Here is a 20,311-nt window from a genome sequence, read left to right on the forward strand (position 1 = left end):
CAAGAGTGTTGAGAACGAGGGCGCTGGTATGAGCACCGACACAGGTTTGCCGCCGACCGAGCTCGCGTCCGAGTCCTTGTCCGTGAAGTCCTCGTTGCCGATGGCGCTCGTGGCCGTCGCCGGCGTGGTGGTTGCAGCCCTGCTGGTGGGCGTCGGGTTTCTGGGCTGGGGCTACCTGCAGGATCGCGCCACCGAACAAGCCAGGACCGACGCGGTCCAGGCGGCAACGGCTCAGGCTACGGCGATGCTGTCCTACAACTTCAACGACGTCGACCAGCAGTTGGCTGCCGCCGGTGACGGTCTCACCGGTGACTTCAAGGCCGACTACGACAAGTTGGTGAAGGAAACGATCGCGCCGGGCGCCAAGGAGAAGAAGATCACCGTCGAAGCCACAGTGCAGGCGGGGGCGATCGAATCGGCGAGCCCTGACGACGCGGTGGTGCTGCTGTACGTCAACCAGATCACAACCAGTGAGGACATGCCGGACGCCGCCACCACCGGCAGCCGGGTGCGGATGGAGATGCACAAGGACGGCGATCGCTGGCTGACAGGGCGACTCGCGCCGGTGTAGCGATCGAACCGAACGACCGAACGACAATGGGCTCCCGCACAGCGCGGGAGCCCATTGTCGTTCGGTGGCAGTCCTATTCGGTGTACTCGCCGTCCGCGGGCAGCAGAGCCGCCCCGGCGACGCCCTGCCGGCTGAGTGCGTCGAGGAAGGATCGGGCCCACCGGTCGACGTCGTGCGCGAGAACCTGGCGGCGCAGGGCGCGCATGTGGCGTCGGCCGTCCTCCCGGTTCTGGTTCAGTGCTTCCTCCATCTTGTCCTTGACGTCGTCGAGGTCGTGGGGGTTGCAGAGGAAGGCCTGGCGGAGTTCGGCTGCGGCGCCGGTGAATTCGCTGAGCAGTAGGGCGCCGCCGAGGTCGCTGCGGCACGCGACGTACTCCTTGGCGACGAGGTTCATGCCGTCACGCAGCGGCGTCACGAGCATGACGTCGGCGGCGACGAAGAACGCGATCAGCTCGTCGCGGCCGATGGGCCGGTGGATGTAGTGCACCACCGGGCGGCCCACCTCGGCGTACTCGCCGTTGATGCGGCTGACGGTCTGCTCGATCGCACCACGCATCTGGACGTAGCTCTCCACACGCTCCCGGCTGGGGGTGGCGAGCTGCACCATGACGGTGTCGGCCGGATCGACCCGGCCCTCGTTGAGCAGCTCGTACAACGCGTCGAGTCGGACGTCGATGCCCTTGGTGTAGTCGAGGCGGTCCACGCCGAGCATGATGTGCTTGGGGTTGCCGAGTTCCTTGCGAATCTGCTTGGCGCGGTCGCGAATCGACTTGCGCCGGGACAGCTCGTCGAGCTTGCCGGAGTCGATGGAGATCGGGAAGGCGCCCACCCGCACGGTGCGGAATCCGACCTGGACGACGCCGAGCTTGGACCGCACACCGACCGTGCCGCGCGAGGTCTGCTGGCCGGCGAGACGGCGCGCGAGGAACATGAAGTTCTGTGCGCCGCCGGGCAGATGGAAGCCGATGAGGTCGGCACCGAGCAGTCCCTCGACGATCTCGCGCCGCCACGGCATCTGCATGAACAGCTCGACCGGCGGGAACGGGATGTGCAGGAAGAAGCCGATGGTCAGATCGGGGCGCAGCATCCGCAGCATCTTCGGCACCAGCTGCAGCTGATAGTCCTGGATCCAGACGGTGGCACCCTCGGCGGCCGCCTCGGACGTGGCCTCGGCGAAGCGCCGGTTCACCTCCACGTAGGCGTTCCACCATTCACGCCGGTACTCCGGCTTGACGATGACGTCGTGGTACAGCGGCCACAGGGTGGCGTTGGAGAAGCCCTCGTAGTAGTCCGCGACCTCCTGCGAGCTCAGCCGCACGGGGTACAGGTCGAGGCCGTCCTCGACGATGGGCTCGAGGTCCACGTCGGGGACGCCCGGCCAGCCCACCCAGGCGCCCTTGTTGTTGCGCAGGATCGGCTCGAGGGCCGTGACGAGACCGCCGGGGCTGCGCTTCCAGCGCGTGGTGCCGTCCGGCAGCTTCTCGAGATCGACCGGCAGACGGTTTGCGACGACGACGAAGTCGGATCCTCCGCGCTCCGCGTCATCGGAGTCGGCGCCCGCAGCGCCCTCGGAACTGTTCGATAATTCCGAGAGCTCAGCCACGGATTTCCTACTCTTTCTCAGTCGTCGTTCGTCAGTCGAGCTTCGCGGCAGGTCCGATGCCGAGCATCGAGAGCAGCATGCGGCACTCGTCGGCGTCCGTGGCATACGCAGCGACGACGCGCTGGGCCTGCCGGGCGGTCTCGTCGGCTACGGGCTCGAGGTCCTCGTCCGCGATCTCGTTCTCGGCGGTCGTCTTCGCGGCCATCTTGTTCCTTCCGGCTTGCTGCTACTTCACGAGCAGGTAGTTCCTGACTGCGACTCTATGAGAACTGCCCCGGTCAGCGCCACTCACCACCGGGTTAGGGTCTACTAACACACGCTGTGGTCGAGGGCTGGAGGGTTGATGGCAGGTGGTACCGCGGTGCTGCGCCGCACGTTGGCACGGAATCGTGCGCGTCTGATCGCGGGCACGGTCCTGGTGAGCCTGCATCAGGTGGCGGAAACGGCGGTGCCGATCGCGATCGGCGTGATCGTCGACCGCGCCATCGAGACCGGCGACGTCACCGCGGTGGTGGTGTGGCTGGCCGCGCTCGCCGCGCTGTTCGTGGTGCTGACGTCGGCGTGGCGTTTCGGTGCCCGATTCATCGTCGTCGCCGTCCAGCAGGAGGCGCATCGCCTCCGCGTCGAGGTCGCAGGACGGATCCTCGATCCGCGCGGGGTCCGCACCGACCTGCGGGCCGGTGAACTGCTGACGGTGTCCACGTCCGACGCGGACCGCGAGGCCTGGATCCTCGACGTGGTCCCGCGCGTCGCGGCCGCGCTCACCGCGTTGATCGCGTCGGCGATCGCGCTGCTGTGGATCGACGTTCCGCTCGGACTGGCGGTGCTGATCGGCACCCCCGTCGTGCTCGGCCTGCTGCAATTGGCGGCGCCGTTGATCACCCGTCGGGTGACGGCCCAGCAGGAGACCACCGCGCGGGCGGTGGGCATGGCGACCGATCTGGTCAGCGGTCTGCGGCCGCTGCGGGGCATCGGCGCGGAGGCCACCGCCGCGCGGCGCTACCGCGACGTCAGCCGCGGCGCGCTGGCCGCGACGATGCGGGCCGCGAAGGCGACCGGTGTGTTCGTCGGGGTGTCGACGACGGTCAGCGCGCTGCTCGCGGTGGCGGTGGCCGGGTTCGCGGGCTGGTTCGCGCTCGACGGCCGCATCTCGGTCGGCGAGCTGATCACCGTCGTCGGCCTGGCGCAGTTCATCTCGGAACCGCTCGGCATGCTCGCGCGGGTGCCCGGCTACTACGCGAACGCGCGGGCGTCGGCGGATCGTCTCGCGTTGGTGCTCGACGCCGAGCCGCTGCTGCCGACCGGGACCGTCGAACCCTCCGGCGCGAGCGACGTGCGGCTGCGGTCGGTCGCGTACTGGTCCCTCGACGGCGTCACCCTCGACGTCGCACCGGGCGAGCTCCTCGGAATCGTCGCGTACCGGCCCGAGGATGCCGAGGCGCTCGCCGAGGTCCTGTCGGGGCAGGTGCCGCCCGACCGTCGCGCGGGCGAGGTGCGGATCGGCGGCGTCGACGTAACGGAGCTGGGGCTCGTGCACGCGCGCCGCACGATCCTCGTCGAACCTCACCACACGGATCTGTTCGCCGGCACCGTGCACTCCAATGTCACGGCCGGGGCCGCGGACGCCGACCACGACGTCGTGCAGCACGTGCTGCGGGCGTCGGCCGCCGTCGACGTCGTGGACGCGCATCCGGACGGTCTCGATCACGAGGTGGCCGATCGGGGCGCGAGCCTGTCGGGTGGTCAGCGGCAGCGGGTCGCGCTCGCCCGGGCGCTGGCGGCGCAGGCCCCGGTGCTGGTGCTGCACGATCCCACCACCGCGGTCGACGCCGTGACCGAACACGCGATCGCCGACGGCATCGCGGCCGGCCGTCACGGTGGCACCCGCGCGCACTCGACGATCCTCATCACCAGCAGCCCGGCTTTGCTGTCCGTCACCGACCGCGTGGTGGTCCTCGCGGACGGCCGCAGCGCCGCCGAGGGCACCCACGCCGGGCTGTCGGCCACCGACGAGAACTACCGGAAGGCGGTGCTGCGATGAGCGCCCCGGAGCGGCAGTTGCTGCCGATCGCGTCGGCCTCGGAGAGCTGGCGCTGGCTGCGCGGCGAACTGGGCCGGCGCAAGGGCCTGGCGACACTGACCCTGCTCGTCGGGCTGATCGCGGCGGCGGCCGCGGTGGTCCCGGTGTACGTGTTCGGTGTCCTCGTCGATCGGGTGCGTGAGGGCGCCCCGGCGTCGACGATCGTCGGGGTCGTCGCCGTCATCACGGCCGCCGCGATCGTGGCGGGCGCGCTCACCGGGTTGGGTTCGTATCTCATCGCGCGCCTGGGCGAGGGCACGCTGGCGCGGCTGCGGGAGCGGGTGGTGGCGCGGGCGCTGCGGCTGCCGATCCCGACGGTCGAGCGCGTCGGCAAGGGGGATCTGCTCTCCCGCGTCGGCGACGACGTCTCGGTGATCGGCAAGGCCGTCGCCGACGTCGTGCCGGGGCTGGTGTCCGCGCTGCTGCTGGTGGTGCTGAGCATGGTGGCGATGGTCGGCATCGACTGGCGGCTGGGTCTGGCCGGGATGGTCGCGCTGCCGATGTACGCGCTCGCGCTGCGCTGGTATCTGCCCCGGTCGGGCCCGCTGTACGCCGAGGAGCGCGTCGCGATGGGGCGGCGCTCGCAGGCGCTGATCAGCAGCATGCAGGGTGTGCGCACGGTCCGTGCGTACGGCCTCGAGGACCGTCATCTCGCGGACATCGACCGGGCGTCGGCGGAGGCGCGTGATGTTGCCGTCGGGGTGTTCGGGCTGTTCACCCGCTTCGCGGGGCGTGGCAACCGAGCCGAGTTCGTGGGACTGGCGGTGATCCTCGCGGTCGGGTTCGCGCTCGTGAAGCAGGACGTTGTCACCGTCGGTCAGACCACCACCGCGGCCCTGCTGTTCCATCGTCTGTTCAACCCGATCGGCACGCTGCTCTTCACGTTCGACGAGGTGCAGTCGGCCGGCGCGAGTCTCGCCCGACTGGTGGGCGTGCTGCGGATCCCGGAGTCGGACGACGAGGGCAGGACCACCGACCCTGCCGATGCGTCACTCGAGTTGGTCGATGTGCGGCACGGCTACGACGACGACCACGAGGTGCTGCACGGCGTGAGCGTGCGGATCGAGCCGGGGGAGCGGGTGGCGCTGGTCGGTTCCACGGGCGCCGGCAAGACGACGCTCGCGGCGCTGGCGGCCGGTTCGCTGCTCTCGACGTCGGGCGCGGTGCGGCTCGGCGGCGTGCCGATCGCCGACCTCGGGGACCGGCTGCGGCGTCACGTCGCGATCGTCAGCCAGGAGGTGCACGTGTTCGCGGGCCCGCTGATCGAGGACCTGCGGCTGGCCCGGCCGGACGCGACCGTGGACGACGTCACCGCCGCACTCGACGCGGTCGGGGCGCTGGTGTGGGTGCGCGCGCTCGACGCCGGCCTCGACACCGTCGTCGGCGAGGGCGGCCATGCGCTGACGGCGGCACAGGCGCAGGAGCTGGCACTGGCCCGGTTGGTGCTGGCCGATCCGCCGGTCGCGGTCCTCGACGAGGCGACCGCGGAGGCCGGCAGCGCCGGCGCCCGCGAACTCGAACGGGCCGCCGATGCCGCGACCCGGGGTCGGACGACGCTCGTGGTGGCGCACCGGCTGACCCAGGCGGCGGCCGCCGACCGCGTCGTGGTGCTCGAGCACGGCCGGATCGTGGAACAGGGCACTCCCGCCGAATTGGTCAGCGCAGGTGGCCGTTACGCACAGCTGTGGGCGGCCTGGGAGGGCGCCGGTTCAGGCGAGCAACTTGGTGCGCAGGGCGTCGACGGTCTGCTGATCGACACCTAGCCCCTTGCGCACATAGTTCTCGACGCTGCCGTACAGCCGGTTCACCTGCGCGAAAGAGGCGTCGAGCCAGGACTTCTCGACGGCGTCGGAGCGTCCGAGGTAGGTGTTGCTGGCGAGGAAGTCGGCGTACACCGTCTCCTTCGGGACCCCGAGCAGCGTCAGCAACACCGCGGTGCCCCAGCCGGTGCGGTCCTTGCCGGCGCTGCAGTGGTAGACCGTGGCGCCGTCGGTGTTGCCGGCGATAGCCGTCAGCAGGTCGCGGAACGCGACGTCGGAGCCGCGGTAGGTGACCATGAACGGGTAGCCGATGGACTGGCCGATGTCGGACGATCCGTTGACCGCCGCGTCGATCAGCGCGCGGCCCAGCGTGAGCGGCACGAACTCGTGGAATGCGATCCCGTGCTCGAACGAGACGACGTCGGCCACCTGATAGCGGACGCCCTCGGGGATCCGGTCGGGGTCGTCCTTGCGCTCCCACATGTTTCGCAGGTCCACGTCGAGCGTGACGTTCGCGGCGGTCAGCGCGGCCTGATCCGCGTCGGTGAGCGAGCTGAGCCTGTTCGAGCGGAACACGAGGCCGGTGCGGACCCGCTTGCCGTCGGACGTCTCGTAGCCGCCGATGTCGCGGAAGTTCTTCGCGCCCTCGAGGCGGATCGCGGTGGTGGGCTCGGTAGCCGGTTCGGCGGATGCGAGCGGAGCGACGAAGGCCGGCGCCACCAGGGCGAGCACGCCCACCACGAGCAGCAGTAGGCGGTTGACGGCGGAGCGGACGGAGCGTGTCGATCCCATGGGGTCCTCACGTCAGACGGGGTAGGTGAGCGGCCCAGTGCCCCTCGCCGATTCGGTGGGAGGGTAGCCGGTCCGGGGCGGTGGCAGCAGGCGAATCGTCGAACCCGGCAGCCTGCCGGCCACATCCGGACCGCGACGCGCTCGATGTTCACGCGTCCTTCACCCGGCGGCCAGCGGGGGCGCACCTCGTACTATCCGGCGCCACCTAGCTTAATTGGTCCAGACCAATTATCGGATCGGGTCTGGTGACCGCGCCGAAGACAAAGGAATTCTCGTGAGACGCAAAACTATCGTGATGGCTGCCGTGGCTGCGGCGCTCGTCGGACGAAGGTGGTCTCGTCGAAGGTGCTCTCGGACTTCTACTTCATGCCGCGCCCCAACGTCCTGGACATCCCCGTCCCGGATGCGGTGGCGGGCAACACGTACGAGGCCAAGGTCGTGGCGGTGGACGCGTACGGCAATGCCTCCCCCGAGGAGACGCTGACGTTCACTCGCTGACCTTCGACCGGAACGTTCCGAACTGGGGAAGACTGTTGCCGCAGGGGTTGTCGTGCTGTCGCACGGGTTGTCGGTACTGAATCGACATGCGGCACTCGCACAAACCCTGCGGCAACTAGCCTGTGCGCGACTCGACGGCGGCTTCGATCACGACCAACTCGACGGATCGGATGATCTGGGCCGCATGGAGACTCCCGACTTCGACGGCGACGTGTGCTGATCGTGTCGAAACAATTCCGCCGCGTGGGGCCGGGATTCGTGGCACACTGGGCGCCCGGAAGTCAGCCACGCGATCAGGAAGGAACAGTCGGATGCGCATCAATGCGTACTCGCAGTGCATGTTGCATCCGCTGATTCAGTGCATGGACCGGCACTCCGAGAATCCTGTCGCCACAGCCGGATTCCGCGTCCTCTGACGCCCCACTTCTCGGGGCGTGCGCGCCCCGACGGTGAAGTCGCCTTCCGGTGATCCACTGGCCGATTCAGGCCGCCACGGGCCGTGCATACCTCGAGAACCCGCCACTCCCTTTGTGAGAGAACGAGGTTGTCGATTGTCATGGCCCGTATATCCCCCAACGCAGTCACCGCGCGCACCTGGATGAACACCCACGTTCGGGTGCTCAACGTCACGTACGAGGACTTCGACGTAGTACCAGCAGCGCGCGCAATCGTGCTGATCGCCGAAGGGCTCGCCGTCACGCTGGTCGAGCGCACCCCGCGATTCGTGGTGCGCTCCCAGCACGTCGCGTTCCCGCTCCCGTGCACGATCCAGCTGCTCGAGTACGTCCACACACCGCCGCGTCCGGTCGTCGACGACGACTCCCGGGCCGCGTTCCCGGCGATCCTGGTGCGCGATCACTACCGGTGCGCGTACTGCGGCCGGACCGGCGCTCGCACGGTCGACCACGTGTTCCCCCGCAGCCGCGGCGGTGGAGACACGTACGACAACCTGGTCGCAGCGTGTGCGGACTGCAACGGCCGCAAGGCGGACCGGACCCCCGAAGAAGCCGGCATGCCACTGCTGTGGATCCCCCGGGCGCCGCGCGAGGACCTCAAGCGTCAGCGTGCGATCTGGCGCGATCTGACCCCGACGGCGTGAATCACCCTTTAAGGAGGCACAACCGATGACCACCGTGATCTTGGCCGATCTGTTGCCGGTCACCGACGACAGCGACGACTGGGATGTCGCCGCCTGCCGCGGCGACAAGCACCCTGACCGCTGGTTCCCGGACCCGAGCGAGCCGCTCGACTACGCCGCCAGCGTCTGCGCATGCTGCCCCATCGCGGCCGCGTGTGGCGACTACGCCGTGGCCACCCACCAATCCGGTGTGTGGGGCGGACGGGAGTACCGGCGCGGCACCATGGTGCGGTAGCCCGGCGGTGGCGCCGGCGGTTTCGAGGCGGTCGCCGGGTGGCCTCGCTGATCACGGGAGTGTTCGTGCACGGCTCAGTCTCGAAACAGCGCCGCGGCCGCGAGTCCGTCGTCCAGGTGCTCGTAATCCCCGATCATCGCAGCGCGAAGGATCGCTTCGTCCATGTCGGACCCGGCGGCCAGCAGTGTCTCGAGTGCCGTGTCGTCTCCGCGCACCGCTGAACCGAACAGGTCCTCGGATGCCTGCTCGAGGAAGTCGGCGAGGGTGGAGAGCGCGGACGTGGGCTCCCGTGACGGGCCCGGTGCCAGCATCATCGGCGCGATGCGCATCGGGTCGTGGCCGACCGCAAACCACCGTCCACTGTCGTACCCGTACGCGAAGTTCGAGATGGCTTCGCTGCATGCTGATTCGAGCCACCAAGGAGTGGATCCGAGGTCCTGCAGCACCTGGCGATTGTCCTCGAGGGGGGGATCGGGGCAGGCGCGATCGAAACCGAAGATCGTCGCCCGACCGTTCGAGAGTCGGGCGAAGTGGAAGTGGGAGCCGCCACCATCGTGGTAGGTGACCCGACCAGCCTCGATGGAGAAGGCGCTCTCGAGTTCCGGCAGGGAGAAGATTGCCGCGTGGACGGCAGCCCATCCCGCGAGCATCCGATGAACTGAATCCGGATCCGGTAGTTCGACCTGAATCTGTTCCATGGGGTGTGCTCTGTCGGCCGGCCCGGACCTACTGGGCGGCGGGGGGCTCGTGCGCGGCGCTCGACGCGGCCAGCAGCTGGTCGAGCAGCGCCGGGATGGCGTCCTTGGGCTCGAACCCGAACAGGCGGCCGATCGAGGTGAGCATTCCCATTCGTGTCTCCTGAGGTCTCGGCCCGGCCGAAGCCGTGCCCGGTGGGGGGAGAGGTGATCTCCGCGGTGCCGTCGGGGACGGTATCAATCGGGTGGGCAGCGCCGACGCGATTCGGCCCAAACCGGGTGTGCGGTGTATTCGAGCAGGGTGACGCCCGGCACCGCCTCACGATCCGGGTCCGGGACGGACTGCGGGGTACCGTTGCCCCAGGATTGGTAGCCCCAGCCCGATCGCAACTAGCCGGAACGTCACGAGGAAGGCCGACATGCCCATCGCCACCATCAACGGGATTCCTCTGAACTACCAGGTCAAGGGTGACGGCGACCTGGTCGTGATGATCATGGGCACCGGAAGCCCCGGCCGGGTGTGGGACCTGCATCAGGTTCCGGCCCTGTTGTCCGGGGGATATCGGGTGTGCACGTTCGACAACCGTGGGATCGCCCCGTCTGGGGAGAGCGTCGACGGCATCACGATCGAGGACCTGGTGGCCGACACGGCGGGGCTGATCGAACTGCTCGGCGGCGGCCCCGCGCATGTCGTCGGCACGTCGATGGGTGCCCGTGTGGCGCAGGAGCTGGCGCTCGCGCGTCCGGAGTTGGTGCGCAAGGCGGTGTTCCTTGCGGGCCACTCCCGGATGGACCAGTTCCAGCGGACCCTCAACGAGGGCGAGCGCGAGCTCGAGGATGCCGGGATTACGCTGCCGTCCAAGTACCGCGCCGCCGTCACGGCCGTCATGAACCTCTCGCCCGCGACGCTCGCGGACCAGCATGCCGCGCGGGACTGGCTCGACGTCTTCGAGTTCTCCGGCGGCAAGACGTCGGCCGGTGTGCGGGCCCAGCTCGCGATGGACCGCGACTTCGACCGGGCCGACGCCTACCGCGGCATCACCCGTCCGTGCCTGTCCGTCGGATTCGCGGACGATCGGATGATTCCGGCCTACCTGTCGAAGGAACTCGCCGACGCCATCCCGAATGCGGTGTACCAGGAGATTCCGGACACGGGGCACTACGGTTACCTCGAGCGTCCCGAGGCCGTGAACAAGGTGGTTCTGGACTTCCTGGCGGACTGAGACCGACGGGCTGAAGAAAGCTGCAGGACATGACCGGCCTATCGGTGACCGCTGCGCAGTCCCGGATCCTGATCGCACAGCAACCGGATCCGCAGAGCCCCGCACACAACCTGTCGCTTGTCGTCGAGGTCGCCGGTCCGATCGATCTGGATCGGACCGCGGAGGCGATCCGCCGCACCGTCTCCCACGCCGAGGCGCTGCACGTGCGGTTCCGGGCGGGGGAGGACGGCACGCCGCGGCAGGTGCCGGTCCCGGCCGACGCCTGGCCGCTCGATGTGGTCGACCTGCGCGAGGCCGCCGATCCGGAGGCGGCGGCGCAGGCGTGGATGGACCGCGACGCCCGCACCCGCGTCGACGTCGCCGGGGCCGACGCGCTCTTCGCGCACGCGCTGCTGCGGCTCGCCGACGACCGCACCGTCTGGTACCAGCGCTACCACCCCGCCCTCGTCGACGGTTACGGGATCGCGCTGCTCGTCGCCGACACGGTCGCCCGCTACGACGACCCGGACCTCGAATCGAATGCGGGGGAGTGGGCGCTGCGCGATCTGGTCGACGCCGACCGCGACTACCGCGGCTCGGCCCGGTTCGCCGCGGACCGCGACTACTGGCTCGCCGAGGTCCTCGGATCGCCCGAGCCGCCGAAGCTGTGCGCCGGTGCCACCGACGCGTCGGCGTCCCCCGAATCGACGACCGTCCACATCGACGCCGGCATCGCGGATGCGTTGTCCGCGTTCGCCGCCGACGTCGGTATCCGCCGCAGCCGGCTGCCGATGGCGCTGCTCGTCGCCTACCTGCACCGCATCACCGGACTGGGCGACCTCACGGTGTCCGTGCCGATCGCCGCCCGCGTGGGACGCGGGATCCGTCGCACGCCGGGCGCCGTGTCGACGGTCCTGCCGGTGACGTTCCACGTGGATCCGGACGCCACCGTCGGCGAACTCGCCCGCGCGATCGACGTCCGACTGGTGGCGGCGCTGCGCCACGGCCGCTTCCCGGGCGGGGATCTCGAGCGCGAGGTCCAGGCGATCGACCCGGACCGCCGGGTGTTCGGCCCCGGCATCAACTCCATGATGTTCGAGCATCCGCCCGCGCTGGGCGGTTCGCCCGCCGGCGTTCGCGACCTGGTCACCGGGCCGGTCCGCGACCTCGACTTCTCCATCCTCGGCGGCGGGGACGGTGAACCCGTCCGCATCGATCTGCGGGTTCCCGCTGGGCGGCGCGCCGACCTGCTCCGGCACCAGGATCGGTTGGTGCACTTCCTGTCCCAGTTCTTCGCCGACCCCATGGCCACGGTGGGCACGCTCGACCCGATGACCGACGACGACCGCAGCCCCGCGCTGGTCCCGGCGGACGGGTCCGGGCCGGTCCCGCTCGCGCCGTCGCAGCGCCTGCACTGGCTGCGGCATCGCGCGGCGGGCAGGTCGGCCCGTGCCGACCACGCGCTGGCGCTGCATTTCGCCGGATCGGTGGATCCCGAGCACCTGTCCCGCGCGCTGGACGACGTCATCGACCGGCACGCCCCGCTGCGGACGGTGTTCGCAACGGACGGGCGGGAGGTGCTCGCGTCCGACGGCCCGCGACCGCGCCTCGAGGTGATCGAGATCGGTGACGACGACCTGCAACGCCGGGTCCACGGACTGGCGCAACTGCGGATCGACCTCACCGAGGAGGCGCCAGTGCGGCTGCACCTCGTGTGCGACGACGCCGGACGGCAGGTGCTGCTCCTCACGATGCACTACCTGGCGGTCGACGACCGGTCGGTGGGTCTGCTTCTCGCGGACCTGTTGTCCGCGTACGCGGCTCGATCCGGTGGCGGCCGTCCGCAGTGGGCGCCGCTCGAGGTGGCGTACCCGGACTACGCCCTCTGGCAGGACCGGTTGCTGGGCGATCCCGCCGACCCGGACAGCAGGCATGCCCGGCAGCTCGACTACTGGCGGAATCGGCTGTCGGACATGCCTACCCGGCTCCACCTACCGGCCCCGGCCGGTGTCCGCGAGCCCCGGCGCGAGACGATCCGGGTCGAGATCGGCGCGGCGCTGCGCGACGGCATCGACCGCCTCGCGGACCGGACGGAAACCAGCACGTTCATGGTGCTGCAGGCGGCGCTCGCCACGATCCTCACGAGACACGGTGCGGGGAACGACATCCCGATCGGTTCGCTGGTCGCGGGTCGTACGGAGGACGCGCTCACCGGCCTGGTCGGGTGCTTCTCCAACCTGGTGGTGCTGCGTACCGACACGAGCGGCTCGCCGAGATTCGACGAGTTGCTCTCTCGCATTCGAGCGTCGAACCTCGAGGCTTTGGATCATCGGGATGTCGGATTCGCCTATGTTGCAGCCGAACTCGGTGGTCGGGCGGGCACCCGCTACCCGCAGGTGCTGCTCGTCCACGACGAGCAGCCCCGGGTCGACGCCCCCGACGGTGTCCTCGACGGACTTCTGCCGGTTCCGGTCGGGATGCCCTCGGCGGAACTGACACTCGGCTTCCGCGAGCCTGCGGGCGCAGGTCCCGTGCACGCGTACTTCGAGTTCTCCACGGGAGTTCTCGATCGGGATACCGTCGAGCGATGGGCGCGAGAGGTGCCGGTACTGCTGGAAGTGGTTACGGACGCCGAAGCGCGGGCCTGAGCGGGGGCGCGAGCGACGAAGCGCGCGGTCGGTCCTCAGTTGGCCACATCCCTGGGTGAGGATAGCCTTTGCTATCTTCTGCAATGCGCCCGACGTGCGGATCACCGCACGCTTCTTCGAGAAGCAGGATCAGTTCGGCTGGCACCAGGGCATGCTGCTCGACGGCGCCACGATGCAGATCGCGTCTCCCGAAGGACCTGGTCACGTTCCGTAATCCGTGCAGCGGAGCGGGTCGAGGCCGACGTCCGCTACGGCACGGTCGACGAACTGCACGCCGCTCCGCCGGAGGAACGCGCCCGACTGCTCGAACTGCACCGCAGCACCAACTATTCGGTGGTCGACATCGAACTGATCAACGAGCTGTACGCGACCGAGTACCGGGAACGGGTCCGCGGTGAGCGGCGCCTGTTCATGTGCCGCGCCTCCGAGATCGACGGCGTCCGCGAAGTAGAGGACGGCATCGAGGTGTCGGTGCGCAGCGCGGTCGACGGGCTCACCGACACGCTGACCTGTGACGCGCTGATCCTTGCCACCGGGTTCTCGGCCGCGCCGCTCGAGTCGCTGTTCGGGAGTTCCCTCCCCGAGGTGAGCGTCGATCGTGGTGTCTGCCGGGACTACCGACTCGAGGTCGGTCCGGCTGTTCGCGGCGGCATCTACCTGCAAGGTGGGACCGAGAAGACCCATGGTCTGACAGCATCACTGTTGTCCGATGTTGCGGTGCGCGCAGGAGAGATTCTCAATTCGATTCTCGCTCATCGAGATCTCGGCGGCAGCCTTGCTAGGCTGAACGCAGACAACCCGTACGCGACAAGCGAGGTTAGATGAGCACCAATCCGTTCGACGACGAAGACGGCCGCTTCTACGTGCTGGTCAACGACGAAGACCAGCACTCACTGTGGCCCACATTCTCCGAGGTCCCGCAGGGCTGGAGGATCGTTTTCGGTGAGGATTCGCGTCAGGCATGCGTCGAATACGTCGAGAAGAACTGGACCGACATGCGGCCCAAGAGCCTGCGTGAGGCGATGGAGCAGGACCAGAAGAACGCCGGGAAGTAGCCACTTCCGGCCCGCCCCGTCGACCTACTGCGTCACGGAATCGGGCACCGAATCGCTCATCACGACGCTGCGTCGTCCGAACCTCGGACGGCGCAGTGTCGTGTTTCGGCGAACTATCGCATTCCGGCGCATCCGGGGCGGCCGCCGTAGCGTCCGGGCGCCCCATTCTCCGAGCGTGACCCCCGCCGCCAGCGCACACCCGATGCCGAACGCGGACAGCAAGGCGCTCAGCCCGATGATCAGTTCGTCGTTCAGCAGCGCGTACAAACCCCGGTAGAGCGACAGACCGGGCAACAGCGGGGTGATGCCCGCGACCGCGACCACGAGTGGCGGTGTCAGGGCGCGGCGTGCCATCAGGCCACCCGCGAAACCGACCACCGTCGCCGCGATCGCGGACGAGATGACCGGGCCGATACCCACGCTCTGGGCAATCACGAAGAAGAGGAGCCCGGCGGCGCCGCCCAGTCCGGCCGCTGTGAGTGCCCGACGCTCGGCGTAGCAGGCCAGCGCGTAGAACATAGAAGCCAGCGCGCCCGCGGCCACCTTGACCGGAAGCTGTGTGAGGTCCGGTTGCGCGGCGTTGCTGATCACCGGCAGGTCCGCCCCCAGCGCCGACGCCACCCGCAGCGACAACGCGACGCCGGCAATGATGCCTCCCGTCATCATCACGACCTCGAAGAACCGGGCGGCCGCCGTGATCGGAGCCCCCGTGATCGCGTCCTGCACCGAGCCGACCAGCGACAGCCCGGACAGCAGCACCACCACACCGGCGGCGATGACCTGGGAGGGTCTGATGACGACCCCCAGGTGGTCCTGGACCGTGTACAGCGCGGTCGCCGGCGCCGCCGCGATCAGTCCACCCATCATCTGTTGGAAGAAGTACGGAAGGCCGAAGCGGTTGAGGACCCGGTTGACGCGGTCGATGACGACGGTGGTGAGGAACGCGACGGCCATGATGAGCGGACCACCGCCGAGCAGCACGGCCACCGCGGCCGCCAGTCCGGCCCAGCCCAGCGTCGCGATCCACCGGTTGTAGGGGTGCGGCGCGGAGACGATCGCGTCGAGCGCGGCGTGCGCCTGCGCGGGGGTGATCGCCTCGAGGCGGATCCGCCGCGTCAGGCGGTCCGCGGCGGCGAGGCGGGTGAAGTCCATCGACCGGTAGTGCACGATGCGCATCGTGCCCGCCGGCGGGATCAGCGGACCGCGGTGCGCGGAGACCACGATCGAGTTGTAGGTGACGTCCACGTCACACTGCGCCAGCCCGTAGGTCGCCGCGATGAACTTCACCTGTGTGGCGGTGTCCATCGCGGCGGTGCCGGATGCGAGCAGCACCTCGCCGACCCGGACCGCGAGATCGAGCACTTCGGCCACTCGCGCATCGTCGGTGAGGTCGATCGGCTGCAGCGGGGTCGGCGCGGCGGTGACCGAGTCGACCGTCGCCCGGCGGTCCTTGACGAGACTGCCGATCGACGCTGCAAACCTGCGCACGTCAGATGTCGGTGACGAGATCCTTCTCGCTGAGATCGGTGGCCTCCAGTGCCTCTTCGAGGGTGTCGTGCCGGAAGACGGTGGTCACCTGGTCGTTCACGACACGGAAGGCGGTCGCCACGGTCTTCGACTGGTCCGGCTGAGAAGCCCAGGTGGCCTGCTCCTCGACGACGATCACCCCGTCGTGCATGAACATCCGGCCGGGAACCAGTGTAAGGCCGGACGATGAGGCCCATTCTCGGAGCACCGTGAGCCCCTGCGCCGCGCCCTCCTCCCCGGCGATGTCGATGTCGTCACTCGAGACCGCGAGGAGAGTGTCGATGTCGGACGAGTTGAGAGCGTCGTGCCACGCGAGGACAGTGGCGATCTCCGAGATGCGCATGGGACAACGCTAACGAAAACGGGCGGTCGCGGCACGGTTACGCACACCACTGTCGGCTATGGATATGATGAGCGCGCTCGAATGCCTCCTTAGCTCAGTGGTAGAGCACTCGCCTTGTAAGCGAGCGGTCGTCAGTTCAATCCTGACAGGGGGCTCCACCAGCGGAAACGCGTCGAAGCAGGTCAGGGGTCGGTACCGGAAACGGGACCGGCCCCAGCCCACTTCTCGCCCACACGTGGGCCTCAGGGGTGCAGTGGCGCCTGGAGGAGCACGTGGTCGTTGCCGGGGGCGCTGATTCCGAGCGTCGTCGCGTCCGACATCGGTAGTGCCACCGCCAGTTGCATCGACATCGTCCGATCGCCGCCCGCGATGAAACTGCCTGCATTCATGCGACTTCCGTCCGGGCGCTGCAGCCAGACGTTGTAGGTGCCCCCTTGCGGGAGTCCGGTGACGTCGAGGCTGATGCCGGTTCCCCAGGCCCGGTTCTCCACCCGTGCGGACGCCTCCACTCCCGGGGACAGCGCGGTGAACGCCACGGCCTGTCCGGGCGGACCGCCCGCGGTGGCGCCGCGGAGCAGGAACCCTGCGGTCACCAGGCCCACGGCGATCACGGCGGCCGCGGCGACCAGTCCGATCCGGCGGTACCGCTGCCGTCCGCGTTCGCGGTCGAGGGCTCCGAAGATCGTGTCGGGCAGAGTCGGTGGCGGCAGTGGCGGCGGCTCGGCGAGCCGATCCGGGTCGGCCTCGGACAGGGCCGCCGCGACGGGCGCCAGCTGGCGCAGCTCGGAGCGGCAGTCCGGACATCCGTCCAGGTGGGCGCGCAGCGCGACGGTCTCGCGGCCGTCGAGGTGCCCCAGCGCGTACATCCCCAGCAGGGGACGCGTCTGCCGGCAGTGCTCACTGGTCACCGTGCCACCCCATTTCCTCCAGTACGAGTCTCAGTGCCTTCAGCCCGTAGTACACGCGACTGCGGACGGTGCCCACGGGTATGCCCAGTTGTGCCGCGACCTCGGCGGCGGGACGATCGCGCAGATGGATCTCCACGAGCACGAACCGATGCTGATCGGACAGCCGTCGCAGCGCCTCCTCCAACTGCAGTCCCACGAGGAGTTGTTCGAGCGGTCGTTCCGCCGTCGGCAGGTCCGGGGGCTCGGCGTCGGCCAGGCGTGGGCGGGCGGCGAGGGCACGACTTGCGTCGATGACGACGTTGCGGCAGATGGCGTACAGCCACGTCCGGACCGTCGAGCGCCGCGGGTCGTATCGGTCGGCGCCGCGCCAGGCCCGGAGAAACGTCTCCTGGACAGCCTCTTCCGCGCGTCCCCGGTCCCCGAGCGAGCGGTAGGCCAGGGCGAAGAGTTCGCCGCCGTGGTCGTCGTACGCGGCCCGCAACACCGTGCCGTCGGCCAAACTGCCGACCGACTCGTCCGTTTGCCGACGCGACCTGCGTAGCCGCACGCCGTCACCTCCTGCCTCAGCGGAAACTCGTCGGTGCGCCCGACGTCCACCGAGGAGTACGTGACCGAGAGCCGCGGCGTTCACGGTCGATCCTCGCATCGGTCCGAGTTGCCGCGTCGAGTTACCCGTGAACGGTCCGGGTGGACGGTCCGTACTCCTGTGCGGCGCCCGCAGCGAGTGGGTGACTGCCCCGAAACCAGACGATGGAGACCCTGATGAAGTCCAAGAAGTCGATCATTGCCGCGGTCTGTGCCGGTACCGCCCTCGTATTGACGTCGGGGTGCGGCGCGAACACCGACGAGCAGGTGGCCGCCCCCGCGACGGTCAGCACGAGCACCGCGCCGGCGGTGACGAGCACTACCGCTGCGCCGACGGGCGGCCTCGAGATCGGCACCGCCGAGACCGCGCTCGGCACCGTGCTGACCGATGGCGACGGCTTCACCCTCTATCGATTCGACGAGGACGTGCCGGGCGCCATCAAGTGCACCGGTCAGTGCGCCGAGATCTGGCCGCCCGCGATCGGGGCACCACAGGCCGCCGGGCCTCTCTCGGGTGCTCTGGGAACTGCCGCGCGTCCCGACGGGGCCACACAGGCGACCTACGACGGCCAGCCCCTCTACAGGTTCGCGAAGGACACCGCGCCGGGCCAGACCAGTGGCGACGGGGTCAAGGGCACCTGGCACGTGGTGAGGGTGGACACCGCCGACGAGTGACGTGGCGGAGCGCTCGCGTTACAGGGCGAAGCCGTCACCCACGCTCGATTCCGCGACGGCGAACAGTGGGTACTTCCCGCCGGCGTCGTGCTGCAGGAGTTGGACGCGCACACCGGACTCGCAACGCCGTCGTCCGACGATCCTGCCGAAGCACCAGTTGCCGCTGTCGAGAGCAACGAGCGTCTTACGTCCGCGACGCATCATGAACTGTTCACCTCAACCGTCGTCCTGAATTGGTCTACTACCAGGGTCTCTCGGGAGGGGATCCGGGGCCACGTCAGAACTACCTGTTCCACTACCTGTATTCGGCCCGTAGGCAGGGGCTTTTCCGGGCCGCGCCGCGCACCGACATGCGCGCGGCGCGGCCCGCCCGACCGGGCGTCACCGAACGAGGACGAATCCGTTCAGGCCACCGGTCGGCTTGATGACCTCCAGAGCTTCGGGCAGGTACGGATCGACATACGTGCGACCGGGGCGAGTGACGTCGTGGTCATGACGCCGAGGGTGGCGAACATGCGTCCGTCGGGGGCGATCGCGAGAATGCCCTCGGTGGTGTCGGTCGCGAAAGCGACTTTACGGCGGCCCTTTCCGTCGCCGGTGAGCCCATAGATCGACCCGTCCGGGGGGCAGGCCCGGGCTCGATCCGCTGCCCGGGCCCATCTGCGCGGCGAAGGCGATGTCGACGCTGCCGGGGGTGGTGCCGGCGGGCGGCGTGACGTCGCCGTACAGCGCGCCCCGGTCCCCGTTCGGTGCTGATGCTGAGCACCACGATGCTGTCCCCGCGTGCACAGGACCTGGCCGGTCGACGCGGGTTGCCGCTCAGCGCAGTCGATTTCGAGAAGAACCTCGTATCGATGGTGACGGCGGCCCTGACCGCGCCGGCGGACGGGTAGCAGGAGTTACGTCGCCGGACCGCGTTCGATCGGATTGCGCGGGTTCGCCGACCACTGCGACCACGACCCGGGAAACAGGGTGATGTCGAGTCCGGCCGTCTCGGCCGCGGCGAGGACGACGGCGGCGGTCACCCCGGAACCGCAGTAGGCGCCGGCTGGCCTCGTTCCGTCCAGGCCGTGCTCGGCGAACAGTGCGCGCAGTTCCTCGCTCGACTTGAACCGCCCGTCGGCCGCCAGCACCCAGGTCGACGGGACGTTGCGGGCCCCGGGGATGTGCCCCGCCACGGGATCGACGGGTTCGACCTCGCCCCGGAAGCGTTCGGGCGCACGCGCATCCAGCAGCCGGCCCGAGCGTGCGAGGGCCGCGGCCTCGCTCTCGGTGAGGGTGCCCGCATACAGGTCCCGACGCGCGAGCGATATCGTTCCGGCGGGCGGTGTCACCTCCCCGGTTTCCACCCGACCCGACGCCTCCCGCCACGCCGACCACCCGCCGTCGAGGATCCGGACATCGCCGAGCCCGGCGGCGCGCAGCACCCACCACGCCCGCGACGATCCGGCGGCGTTCCAGTCGTCGTAGACGACGACCGTGTCGCCGTCGTCCACGCCCCACCGGCGCAGGGCCGCCTGCAGGTCGTCCGCGGAGGGCAGGGGATGGCGGCCCCGATCGGCGACGGCATGGTCACTGAGTTCTCGCTCGAGGTCGACGTAGACCGCGCCCGGGACGTGCCCGGCCGCGTGGGCGGCGCGGCCGTCGGGCTCGGGCAGCGACCATCGGACGTCGAGGACCCGTGTGACTGCGCCCGAGGCCAGTCGGGCGGCGAGGTCCGGTGCGGAGATCAACGTCATGCTGGGTCCTGTCTGAGGTGCTGCCGGATGGATTGCCCTGCCGGGGTGGATGATTAACGCTGTCCGGCCAACTCTGCGGGGGTCGTCAACGGTGGGATCGCGGGTACTCTGCACGGTACCCGTGCCCGCACTGCAAGGAGTGACGAGATGATGCCGACCAGTGGACTGCAGCCTCCTGCGCTGCGCACGGTCTGGCACAGCTGGCGGTTGTATGTGGACCTGTGCCGAGTCGGCGCCCTGCGCTGTCGTAGCTGATC

General features: G+C 69.5%; 23 protein-coding genes, 1 tRNA gene and 1 pseudogene. 14 read left to right on the forward strand and 11 right to left on the reverse strand.

Features of this window, described 5'->3' with window-relative positions; translation table 11 throughout:
* The first annotated feature begins 28 nt into the window (after window positions 1–28).
* Window positions 29–571 carry a h domain protein gene (locus HUN07_RS04615; protein WP_174908214.1) on the forward strand — a complete coding sequence of 181 codons (543 nt, stop codon included), beginning with the start codon at window positions 29–31 and terminating at the stop codon, window positions 569–571.
* A 73-nt stretch (window positions 572–644) separates the two neighbouring features.
* Here HUN07_RS04615 and HUN07_RS04620 read toward each other — a convergent pair whose 3' ends face one another.
* Together HUN07_RS04620 and HUN07_RS04625 are read right to left on the reverse strand one after the other, a co-directional pair.
* Complete coding sequence (locus tag HUN07_RS04620) at window positions 645–2,174, reverse strand: alpha,alpha-trehalose-phosphate synthase (UDP-forming) (RefSeq protein ID WP_114720535.1); 1,530 nt, start codon at window positions 2,172–2,174, stop codon at window positions 645–647.
* A gap of 31 nt (window positions 2,175–2,205) precedes the next feature.
* A complete protein-coding gene (locus HUN07_RS04625) occupies window positions 2,206–2,379 on the reverse strand; it encodes a hypothetical protein (protein WP_174908216.1) in 174 nt (57 codons plus the stop codon).
* 138 nt (window positions 2,380–2,517) lie between these two features.
* Between HUN07_RS04625 and HUN07_RS04630 the strand changes: the two genes are divergently transcribed.
* The gene (locus tag HUN07_RS04630) at window positions 2,518–4,215 is read left to right on the forward strand and encodes an ABC transporter ATP-binding protein (protein ID WP_174908218.1); all 1,698 of its coding nucleotides are present in this window, start codon (window positions 2,518–2,520) and stop codon (window positions 4,213–4,215) included.
* On the forward strand, window positions 4,212–6,017 hold the full coding sequence (locus HUN07_RS04635; RefSeq protein WP_114720539.1) for an ABC transporter ATP-binding protein: 1,806 nt from the start codon (window positions 4,212–4,214) through the stop codon (window positions 6,015–6,017). The genes HUN07_RS04630 and HUN07_RS04635 overlap by 4 nt, the downstream gene beginning before the upstream one ends.
* Here HUN07_RS04635 and HUN07_RS04640 read toward each other — a convergent pair.
* The gene (locus tag HUN07_RS04640) at window positions 5,964–6,806 is read right to left on the reverse strand and encodes a tyrosine-protein phosphatase (protein ID WP_174908220.1); all 843 of its coding nucleotides are present in this window, start codon (window positions 6,804–6,806) and stop codon (window positions 5,964–5,966) included. The genes HUN07_RS04635 and HUN07_RS04640 overlap by 54 nt on opposite strands.
* 330 nt (window positions 6,807–7,136) lie before the next feature.
* Here HUN07_RS04640 and HUN07_RS04645 point away from each other — a divergent pair, with 330 nt between their 5' ends.
* The 3 genes from HUN07_RS04645 to HUN07_RS04655 all read left to right on the forward strand — a co-directional run bounded on the left by HUN07_RS04645 (window position 7,137) and on the right by HUN07_RS04655 (window position 8,677).
* The gene (locus HUN07_RS04645) at window positions 7,137–7,304 is read left to right on the forward strand and encodes a hypothetical protein (RefSeq protein ID WP_254622797.1); all 168 of its coding nucleotides are present in this window, start codon (window positions 7,137–7,139) and stop codon (window positions 7,302–7,304) included.
* Between the two features lie 556 nt (window positions 7,305–7,860).
* Window positions 7,861–8,403, forward strand: a complete 543-nt coding sequence (locus HUN07_RS04650) for an HNH endonuclease (RefSeq protein WP_174908222.1) — start codon at window positions 7,861–7,863, stop codon at window positions 8,401–8,403.
* 25 nt (window positions 8,404–8,428) lie between these two features.
* Entirely contained in the window at window positions 8,429–8,677 is a 249-nt protein-coding gene (locus tag HUN07_RS04655) for a WhiB family transcriptional regulator (protein ID WP_114720543.1), read from the forward strand.
* 74 nt (window positions 8,678–8,751) lie between these two features.
* Here HUN07_RS04655 and HUN07_RS04660 read toward each other — a convergent pair whose 3' ends face one another.
* Window positions 8,752–9,375, reverse strand: a complete 624-nt coding sequence (locus HUN07_RS04660; RefSeq protein ID WP_174908224.1) for a hypothetical protein — start codon at window positions 9,373–9,375, stop codon at window positions 8,752–8,754.
* Window positions 9,376–9,403: 28 nt separating this feature from the next.
* Window positions 9,404–9,526, reverse strand: a complete 123-nt coding sequence (locus HUN07_RS27245; RefSeq protein ID WP_302675473.1) for a hypothetical protein — start codon at window positions 9,524–9,526, stop codon at window positions 9,404–9,406.
* Between the two features lie 265 nt (window positions 9,527–9,791).
* On the opposite strand from HUN07_RS27245, the gene HUN07_RS04665 reads away from it, so the two are divergent.
* From HUN07_RS04665 to HUN07_RS04680, 5 genes and pseudogenes are all read left to right on the forward strand, one after another.
* Window positions 9,792–10,595 (forward strand): alpha/beta fold hydrolase, encoded by an 804-nt coding sequence (locus HUN07_RS04665; protein ID WP_174908226.1) that lies wholly within the window; start codon window positions 9,792–9,794, stop codon window positions 10,593–10,595.
* 29 nt (window positions 10,596–10,624) lie between these two features.
* Window positions 10,625–13,222: a condensation domain-containing protein gene (locus HUN07_RS04670; protein WP_174908227.1), complete on the forward strand. Its 2,598-nt coding sequence runs from the start codon at window positions 10,625–10,627 to the stop codon at window positions 13,220–13,222.
* Between the two features lie 94 nt (window positions 13,223–13,316).
* On the forward strand, window positions 13,317–13,436 hold the full coding sequence (locus HUN07_RS27570) for a SidA/IucD/PvdA family monooxygenase (protein ID WP_441346815.1): 120 nt from the start codon (window positions 13,317–13,319) through the stop codon (window positions 13,434–13,436).
* A gap of 41 nt (window positions 13,437–13,477) precedes the next feature.
* Window positions 13,478–14,047, forward strand: a pseudogene (locus HUN07_RS04675) (SidA/IucD/PvdA family monooxygenase); the annotation flags it as partial.
* Window positions 14,044–14,277 (forward strand): MbtH family protein, encoded by a 234-nt coding sequence (locus HUN07_RS04680; RefSeq protein ID WP_031937199.1) that lies wholly within the window; start codon window positions 14,044–14,046, stop codon window positions 14,275–14,277. The pseudogene HUN07_RS04675 and the gene HUN07_RS04680, both read left to right, overlap by 4 nt.
* A gap of 24 nt (window positions 14,278–14,301) precedes the next feature.
* Here HUN07_RS04680 and HUN07_RS04685 read toward each other — a convergent pair whose 3' ends face one another.
* Together HUN07_RS04685 and HUN07_RS04690 are read right to left on the reverse strand one after the other, a co-directional pair.
* A complete protein-coding gene (locus HUN07_RS04685) occupies window positions 14,302–15,765 on the reverse strand; it encodes a threonine/serine ThrE exporter family protein (RefSeq protein ID WP_174908229.1) in 1,464 nt (487 codons plus the stop codon).
* A gap of 1 nt (window position 15,766) precedes the next feature.
* Entirely contained in the window at window positions 15,767–16,147 is a 381-nt protein-coding gene (locus HUN07_RS04690; protein ID WP_114720553.1) for a nuclear transport factor 2 family protein, read from the reverse strand.
* A gap of 83 nt (window positions 16,148–16,230) precedes the next feature.
* Between HUN07_RS04690 and HUN07_RS04695 the strand changes: the two genes are divergently transcribed.
* Window positions 16,231–16,305, forward strand: a tRNA-Thr gene (locus HUN07_RS04695).
* An 84-nt stretch (window positions 16,306–16,389) separates the two neighbouring features.
* Here the strand turns inward: HUN07_RS04695 and HUN07_RS04700 are convergent.
* Window positions 16,390–17,055 (reverse strand): zf-HC2 domain-containing protein, encoded by a 666-nt coding sequence (locus tag HUN07_RS04700; RefSeq protein WP_254622798.1) that lies wholly within the window; start codon window positions 17,053–17,055, stop codon window positions 16,390–16,392.
* Window positions 17,045–17,602 (reverse strand): sigma-70 family RNA polymerase sigma factor, encoded by a 558-nt coding sequence (locus tag HUN07_RS04705; protein ID WP_174914437.1) that lies wholly within the window; start codon window positions 17,600–17,602, stop codon window positions 17,045–17,047. The genes HUN07_RS04700 and HUN07_RS04705 overlap by 11 nt, the downstream gene beginning before the upstream one ends.
* A 215-nt stretch (window positions 17,603–17,817) precedes the next feature.
* Between HUN07_RS04705 and HUN07_RS04710 the strand changes: the two genes are divergently transcribed.
* Window positions 17,818–18,315, forward strand: a complete 498-nt coding sequence (locus tag HUN07_RS04710) for a COG4315 family predicted lipoprotein (RefSeq protein ID WP_174908231.1) — start codon at window positions 17,818–17,820, stop codon at window positions 18,313–18,315.
* An 18-nt stretch (window positions 18,316–18,333) separates the two neighbouring features.
* On the opposite strand, the gene HUN07_RS04715 is transcribed toward HUN07_RS04710, so the two are convergent.
* Window positions 18,334–18,519 carry an enoyl-CoA hydratase gene (locus tag HUN07_RS04715; protein WP_114720557.1) on the reverse strand — a complete coding sequence of 62 codons (186 nt, stop codon included), beginning with the start codon at window positions 18,517–18,519 and terminating at the stop codon, window positions 18,334–18,336.
* Between the two features lie 551 nt (window positions 18,520–19,070).
* On the opposite strand from HUN07_RS04715, the gene HUN07_RS04720 reads away from it, so the two are divergent.
* Complete coding sequence (locus tag HUN07_RS04720) at window positions 19,071–19,208, forward strand: hypothetical protein (protein ID WP_174908233.1); 138 nt, start codon at window positions 19,071–19,073, stop codon at window positions 19,206–19,208.
* 6 nt (window positions 19,209–19,214) lie between these two features.
* Here HUN07_RS04720 and HUN07_RS04725 read toward each other — a convergent pair whose 3' ends face one another.
* Complete coding sequence (locus HUN07_RS04725; RefSeq protein WP_114720559.1) at window positions 19,215–20,054, reverse strand: sulfurtransferase; 840 nt, start codon at window positions 20,052–20,054, stop codon at window positions 19,215–19,217.
* Window positions 20,055–20,311 lie beyond the last annotated feature (257 nt).

This window comes from Rhodococcus sp. W8901 (assembly GCF_013348805.1).
Classification (GTDB): Bacteria; Actinomycetota; Actinomycetes; order Mycobacteriales; family Mycobacteriaceae; genus Prescottella.